At 62.8% G+C, this 1,757-nt stretch carries 1 protein-coding gene; it reads left to right on the top strand.

All coding sequences use genetic code 11. The annotated features are described in order from the left end of the window. The first annotated feature begins 249 nt into the window (after positions 1–249). On the top strand, positions 250–1,620 hold the full coding sequence (locus VLU25_00120; GenBank protein ID HSR66317.1) for an IS630 family transposase: 1,371 nt from the start codon (positions 250–252) through the stop codon (positions 1,618–1,620). Positions 1,621–1,757 lie beyond the last annotated feature (137 nt).

The raw sequence follows: 1,757 nt of genomic DNA, 5'->3' as shown, positions 1-1,757 counted from the left end.
CTGGGAGGTGACAGTCGAGCCGGATGGTCCGCATGGCCTCTCCTTTGCGGCCGGGCAGTTCGCCTGGGTCAACTTCCGTCGCTATCCGCTTTCGTTTCTAGTACCCCTGCGCAGAAGTTCGTGGACATACGATGGCCTTCGTTTGAGTGGGCTGAGGGATGTACCGCGCGAAGCTATGAGCTGGAGAGAAATTAGGGTAAGCTCGGCGGCCCTGAACCCCACCCATTGTCCAAAGCGATAGGAGTGCCGATGCTCGGTCTGAGTCTCATGACGTCGTGGTACGAGAGTTTTTTCGAGTTGGGCCGACAGGTTGTAGTTGGCCTCTTTGACGGTACGCGGCGGGTTTTCGAGCCGATAAGTGCCGGTGCTGAGGGTGGGGGCGGGTCGGCGGCGGAGGTGGTGGTGAGCGAGCGCCAGCGGCGGCTGCTGGAAGGGTTGGTACGGCGCTCGACGGCCCCCCAGCGGCTGGTTCAACGGGCGCGCATTATTCTGGAGTTGGCCGAGGGACACTCGCCCACGCAGATCGCCAAGCGGTTAGACCTTAGGCGCCAGACGGTCTATAAATGGGCACGGCGCTGGCGAGAGCAGGCGCCGCGACTGCAGGCCGCGGAGGCGACGGGGGTCAGTGATCGCCAGCTCCGTGGACTGATCGAGCAGGTGTTACTGGATGCCTATCGCCGCGGTCGGCCGGCCGCGTTCACGCCCGAGCAACTGGTCAAGCTCATTGCCCTGGCCTGCGAGCATCCGCGCGCCTCGGGCCGGGCGCTGAACCAGTGGACTTCCCGAGACCTGGCCGCTGAGGCGATCAAGCGTGGGATTGTGCAGACGATCTGCCGGGCCACCATCAGCCGCCTGCTGGCCGAGGCCAAGATCAAGCCGCACCTGAGCCGCTACTGGCTCAATGCCGAACCGGCCGATGAAGCCGCCTTTGACGCCCAGGTGCGGGCCGTCTGTGCACTGTATCGCCAGGCGGCGCAGTTACATGCCCGGGGCATTCACGTGATCTGCGTGGATGAGAAGACCGGGCTGCAGGCCCTGGAGCACAAATACCCGGCCAAGCCGGTCAGGCCCGGGCAGGTGGCGCGGATCGAGCACGAGTACCGGCGTCATGGCACGCTGTGCCTGATCGCCAATTTCAACGTCGCCACCGGTCAGGTCATCGCCCCCAGCATCGGCCCCACCCGCACCGAGGCGGATTTTCTCCATCACATCCAGCAGACCGTGGAAGTCGATCCGCACGCCCAGTGGATCTTCGTGGCCGATAACCTCAATACCCATCAATCCGCTTCCCTGGTCGAGTGGGTCGCCGCCGCCTGCGGTATCGAGCAGGACCTGGGCGTCAAGGACAAGCGCGGCATCCTCCAGTCCATGGCCTCGCGGGCGGCCTTCCTGGCCGATCCCAGTCATCGGATCCGCTTTCTCTACACGCCCAAGCACAGCTCCTGGCTCAACCAGGTCGAAATCTGGTTCAGTATCCTGGCCGGGCGGTTACTCAGACGCGCCAGCTTCACCTCCACTGAGGCATTACGCCAGGCGCTGATTGAGTTCATCGACTACTTCAATCAAACGCTGGCCAAACCCTTCAAATGGACCTATGCCGGAAAACCACTGGCTGTTTGAGGCGTCCACGGACTTCTGCGCAGGGGTACTAGATATCTACCTGTCAGCCAGCGGGAAAGAGGGATAATCTTTCCTGGAAATCACCTAAACACATCCCTAACCGGCATCCTCCACCCAGGCAACACATCCCGACCATC

Source organism: Acidobacteriota bacterium, assembly GCA_035471785.1.
GTDB lineage: Bacteria > Acidobacteriota > UBA6911 > RPQK01 > DATIPO01 > JANQFM01.
The sequence above is the reverse complement of the archived record's forward strand: the minus strand, read 5'-3'. Positions and strand labels throughout refer to the sequence as shown.

Bases quoted from the DNA above. Each gene is read 5' to 3' on its own strand.
- VLU25_00120 (HSR66317.1), top strand. From the start codon at position 250: ATGCTCGGTCTGAGTCTCATGACGTCGTGGTACGAGAGTTTTTTCGAG.